Origin of the sequence: Gordonia sp. VNK1, assembly GCF_040049135.1 — a bacterium.
Classification (GTDB): Bacteria; Actinomycetota; Actinomycetes; order Mycobacteriales; family Mycobacteriaceae; genus Gordonia; species Gordonia oleivorans.
This window is the reverse complement of sequence record NZ_JBDZDJ010000050.1, coordinates 1-4,838: the sequence shown is the minus strand read 5'-3', so window position 1 is coordinate 4,838 and position 4,838 is coordinate 1. Positions and strand designations below refer to the sequence as shown.

The window sequence follows — 4,838 nt, the reverse complement described above, 5'->3', positions numbered from 1 at the left end:
GATACCGGTAGTGGTTCCGGCGCAACCGAACCCGCAGACACCGACGTGGTTGACGCCGAAGCGGTCGATGCCGAAACTGATGACATCGAAGCCGCCGCCGCTGACGCGGAGGGTGACGCCGAGTCGGTCGATACCCTCATCGACGAACCGGCCGATCCCGACACCGACAGCAACCACGAGACTGAAGCCCCGGCAACCATCGAGGCCGAAACCCCGTCCCACCGTGGTGCTCCGAAGGATCAGCAGGCTCCGACCGCCGACACCTCGACCATCGACATCGCAGACAGCGTCGACAGCGAAGACATCGTGGACCACAGCGACGACCACGAGTCCGGCGTCGCTGAGCAACCGGAACCAGCCGTCGACGAATACGATTCCGGCGCAGCCCAATCCGATCCCGCCGAACCCCGACCACCCGATCAGCCCGACGGGCCCGACGCCGCAGGCGACGAGCACCCCGACGAACCCGGTGTCACCAACACCGGGGAGATCGACCTGGTCATCTTCGACGGAGACGATGTTCCGATCACCGACGATCCCGACGACCCAGCCACCGCTGCCGGGTTGGAGCGTGCCTCACGCACCCGAATCCGCGTCCGCGACACGACCGCCGAGGATCAGGCTCGCGAACGTCGCATCCGTAGTGGCGGATTCCGTATCAGCCGCGTCAAGATCGAACGTGAGCTCGAGGAACGTGAGCTCGATGAACTGGCCGCCATCGGCATGAACCCACGCAACAGCCGAATCGAACGAGTCCTGGCCGCCCGGCTCCACCACCGGCTCGACACTTCCTGAACCAGCTTGCCCCACCGGACTGGCCGGGCCGCACTGCCGCAGAAATGTTGTGGCCGTGGGGAGTTCCAGTGTCAGCTTGCGAGGCCTCGACCTCGACAGGATGGATCTCACGGGAGTAGCGGTTCTGCCCGCAGCAACAACGCCGCCGCGCCCGATCGGGACGCGGCGGATTGTTTGTGCTGCGGGAAGTGCGCTCCTGCAGCCACACTCATCATGTCCGGTTGTGGTCATCCACCGAGAACGGGGCGGCCTATCGGCAGTGCACGGCCACCTGTGGACGTCGACATCGCATCGAAGAACAGGTATGCCCCGACGGCTGCGAAGGCAAAGACGACCCAGCCTGCGGCGGTCTGGACGGCGGAGCTGCCCTGCGCGGTCGCGATCAGAACAAGCACGAGCGCGAGGTCGATCAATGCGAACAGCAGGGTGAATGCAGCGGGAAGCCGGAGGGTGGCCAGGGTCAACAGCACAATCACCACCAACCACGACGTGAGGAACACCTCCTGCGTCGCGACGGCGTTGTCGGCCCCGACGCCGTACCAGTTGTGCGTCAGTCCGAGAACCAGGGCGGCATAGCTGAACCAGAACCCGGAGAAGATGCCGAAGATCGCGGCAACCGCATTCTGCCCGAGAGACGATGCCCACACCGCGGCGACGAGCTGACCAACACCGGTGGCCGCCAGAATGATGGGAATCGAGGCGCCCACCGCGGTGGCAGGGACGACACCGATGAGCACCATGCCCAACGCGACCGAACCCACGATGAACGTCGGTACTCCGACGGTGGCGGGATTTCCGGTCGGGGCGGGCGCCGGCTCGGATGGTGGAGCGGAGACATCCGCGATCAGATCCGTTGGGGCCACGGCAACGTCAGTCATGAGAAGTCCTTTGCGAGGGAAGGGCATGCGTGGTGATGCCCACCGGAAACGTAGGACCCGGGTGTCGCAGATCACAATAGTCGGCGATATGAACCATCCGCGCACTGTCCGGTGGGGTAGTGGGTCAGCGCACCCGTTGTGCGGGAGTGCACCTGATCGTGCCTGGCCAAAGGGGCGGGCGGTGTCCGACTTGTGCGTAGTGGGCCGTTCGAGAGATTCGATCAGGAGCGCCTGATAAGCCTAGACTGATTAGCATGGCAAATGATGTCGTGATCGATGTGGCGTCTGATCTGCGCATCACCCTGGGAGCGTTGATCCGTCGACTCCGGTTGCATCGCAGTCCGGATGATCCCACCGTGCCCGAGACCGCGGTCCTGGCCCGGCTGGACCGCGAGGGGACCGCGACCTCGGCGGATTTGGCCCGGCAGGAGCAGATCAGCCCACAATCGATGGGTGCCACCATCGCAACCCTGCTCGACCGCGGGCTGATCACGCGCGCACCCGACCCGAATGATGGGCGGCGGGCGGTTCTGTGCCTCAACGACATCGGCCGGGCAGCACTGTGCGACCGACGAGATCACCGCACCCGTGCACTGGCGACCGCGATGGCCGAGGTCCTCACCGAGGACGAGGTGTCGGCGATCGGTGCCGCACTGCCACTGCTCGCACGCCTGGCCGACGCCCTGTGAGCGCGGTGTCGACCCCGGAAGCGGTGACCGCAGAGGACGATTCCGGGTACCGGTGGGTGGCGCTGTCCAACACCACCGCGGCGGTGTTCATGTCGGCGCTCGACGGGTCGATCGTGATCATCTCGTTGCCGGCGATCTTCCGTGGCATCGGCCTGGATCCGTTGGCCGCGCAAAACATCGGCTACCTGCTGTGGATGATCATGGGGTATCGGCTCGTCCAGGCCGTCGCGGTGACCACGCTGGGCAGGCTCGGCGACATGTTCGGCCGGGTGCGGATCTACAACGCAGGCTTCGCCGTCTTCACGGTCGCCTCGATTCTGCTGTCCTTCGACCCTTTTCACGCCTCCGGCGCCGCCATCTGGTTGATCGTGTGGCGTCTGTTGCAGGCGCTCGGCGGATCGATGCTCACCGGCAACTCTGCCGCGATCCTGACCGACGCGTTCCCGGCGGATCGACGAGGATTCGCACTGGGTCTCAATCAGGTTGCGGCCCTTGCTGGTCAGCTGAGCGGATTGGTGCTCGGGGGGCTCCTGGCCGCGTGGGATTGGCGAGCAGTGTTCTGGGTGAACGTGCCGATAGGTCTGTTCTTCACGGTGTGGGCGTACCGGAAGCTGCGTGACAATGGCGAACGGCATCCCGGCAAGATCGATTGGTGGGGTAACGCGACCTTCGCCATCGGACTGTCGGCGATCCTCATCGCCATCACCATCGGACTGCAGCCCTACGACGGGCACACGATGGGATGGGGCAACCCGGTGGTGATCGGCCTTCTCGTGACCGGTCTGCTCCTCCTGATCGCCTTCGTCGGAATCGAACGTGGCGTGGCCGAACCGATGATCGAGTTGTCGCTCTTCAGGATTCGTGCCTTCACCGCCGGTAATCTCGCCGCCCTGTGCGCCTCTCTGGCACAAGGTGGATTGCAGTTCGTGCTGATCATCTGGTTACAGGGAATCTGGCTGCCCCTGCGCGGCTACGACTATGCCGATACGCCGCTCTGGGCCGGAATCTTCATGCTGCCGTTGACCTGTGGCTTCTTCGTCGCGGGACCGCTGACCGGGATGTTGTCGGACCGGTTCGGCGCTCGGGGATTCGCCACGGTCGGCATGATGCTCTTCGGATCGAGCTTCATCGGTCTGCTGTTCCTGCCGATCGTCTTCCCGTACTGGGCTTTTGCGTTACTCATCGCGCTGAACGGAATCGGCACGGGCATGTTCGCCGCACCCAACACCTCGTCGATCATGGGCAGCGTGCCGGCACGCCATCGCGGGGTCGCGTCCGGTATGCGGGCCACCTTCCAGAACTCCGGCACCGCATTGTCGATCGGGGTGTTCTTCTCGCTGATGATCGTCGGGCTCTCGGCGAACCTGCCGACGACCATGTCGACCGGACTGCAGGATCAAGGGGTCCCGGCGACAGTGGCCGACAATGTCGCGAACCTGCCGCCGGTGGCGTCGCTGTTCTCGGCGCTGCTCGGTGTCAATCCGATCGATCACCTGCTGGCCGACACCGGTGTCCTCACCACGCTTCGTCCCGATCAGGTCCAGACGCTGACGGGGCATGAGTTCTTCCCCGGCCTGCTGTCGGGGCCCTTCCACGACGGCCTTGTCATCGTCTTCGTCGTATCGATCCTGCTGTCGGTCTGCGCAGCGGTGGCGTCGCTGCTGCGGGGCGCGCCGCATCGGCCCGAGCCGGTTGGGGAGACCGCGACGGCGGCAGCTCGGTAGGCTGCGGGCTGTGAGCCACCGCATCTTCACCATGAGCTTTGCTTCGGTCTATCCGGCCTATCTGGCCAAGATGGAGAAGAAGGGTCGCACCAAGGCCGAACTCGACGAGGTCATCGAGTGGCTCACCGGCTTCGACGATGCGGCGCTGGCCGCCCACCTGGAGAAGGGCACCACCTTCGAGGACTTCTTCGCCGCCGCCGAGATCAATCCACACGTCTCGCTGATCACCGGATCGGTGTGTGGCGTGAAGGTGCAGGAGGTCGAGGACCCGCTGATGCGCAACATTCGCTATCTCGACAAACTCGTCGACGAGCTCGCCAAGGGGCGTCCGATGGAGAAGGTGCTGCGCGGCTGAACTCGGGCGGGATTCCCGCCTGACCATTCGTCGACGATCGTCCGAACCGCCCGACGCCGTGTTGTTGGCACCGCCTAATACTTTGATCTGCGCAGCGCTCGATCATGTTGTTATAACGACGATTTCCGTTGCATTATTCCTTGTGTGCCCGGTGAATCTGATCACCTAATTCCCGCACTGTCGGCTGCGTGACTCTGAATATGAACTCAATGAATTCAACGCGAGGCTTTGGTCCCGAACTCGTCGAGGAGTGAAACCTGACTTGGCTCAATTGAGTGTCCACCTCGGATCGCGATGATCGCTTCGCGGAGGCCGTCGGGTAGTGGATCGGCGGCGGTGAGGGTCTGTTCGCCGGCTTGGATGGTGACGGTGCGGTAGCGGCGGGCGGTGGTGACGA

The 4,838-nt window shown here is 64.4% G+C and carries 5 protein-coding genes and 1 pseudogene; 4 read left to right on the top strand and 2 right to left on the bottom strand.

The window, feature by feature from the left end; translation table 11 throughout:
• Positions 1-795, top strand: a pseudogene (locus ABLE94_RS26175) (hypothetical protein); the annotation flags it as partial.
• A 227-nt stretch (positions 796-1,022) separates the two neighbouring features.
• Here the strand turns inward: ABLE94_RS26175 and ABLE94_RS26170 are convergent.
• Positions 1,023-1,673, bottom strand: a complete 651-nt coding sequence (locus ABLE94_RS26170; protein WP_348810303.1) for a GPR1/FUN34/YaaH family transporter — start codon at positions 1,671-1,673, stop codon at positions 1,023-1,025.
• 254 nt (positions 1,674-1,927) lie between these two features.
• Between ABLE94_RS26170 and ABLE94_RS26165 the strand changes: the two genes are divergently transcribed.
• The 3 genes from ABLE94_RS26165 to ABLE94_RS26155 are packed head-to-tail and all read left to right on the top strand — an operon-like array spanning position 1,928 to position 4,441.
• Positions 1,928-2,362, top strand: a complete 435-nt coding sequence (locus ABLE94_RS26165) for a MarR family winged helix-turn-helix transcriptional regulator (protein WP_348802787.1) — start codon at positions 1,928-1,930, stop codon at positions 2,360-2,362.
• 23 nt (positions 2,363-2,385) lie between these two features.
• Complete coding sequence (locus ABLE94_RS26160) at positions 2,386-4,086, top strand: MFS transporter (RefSeq protein ID WP_348810302.1); 1,701 nt, start codon at positions 2,386-2,388, stop codon at positions 4,084-4,086.
• Positions 4,087-4,096: 10 nt separating this feature from the next.
• Positions 4,097-4,441 (top strand): DUF2200 domain-containing protein, encoded by a 345-nt coding sequence (locus ABLE94_RS26155; protein ID WP_348810301.1) that lies wholly within the window; start codon positions 4,097-4,099, stop codon positions 4,439-4,441.
• Between the two features lie 215 nt (positions 4,442-4,656).
• On the opposite strand, the gene ABLE94_RS26150 is transcribed toward ABLE94_RS26155, so the two are convergent.
• Positions 4,657-4,838: hypothetical protein (locus ABLE94_RS26150; RefSeq protein WP_348810300.1), on the bottom strand; the 182-nt coding region annotated here is incomplete at its 5' end.

Coding starts and splice junctions, on each gene's coding strand:
- ABLE94_RS26165 (WP_348802787.1), top strand. CDS start 1,928: ATGGCAAATGATGTCGTGATCGATGTGGCGTCTGATCTGCGCATCACC.
- ABLE94_RS26170 (WP_348810303.1), bottom strand. CDS start 1,673: ATGACTGACGTTGCCGTGGCCCCAACGGATCTGATCGCGGATGTCTCC.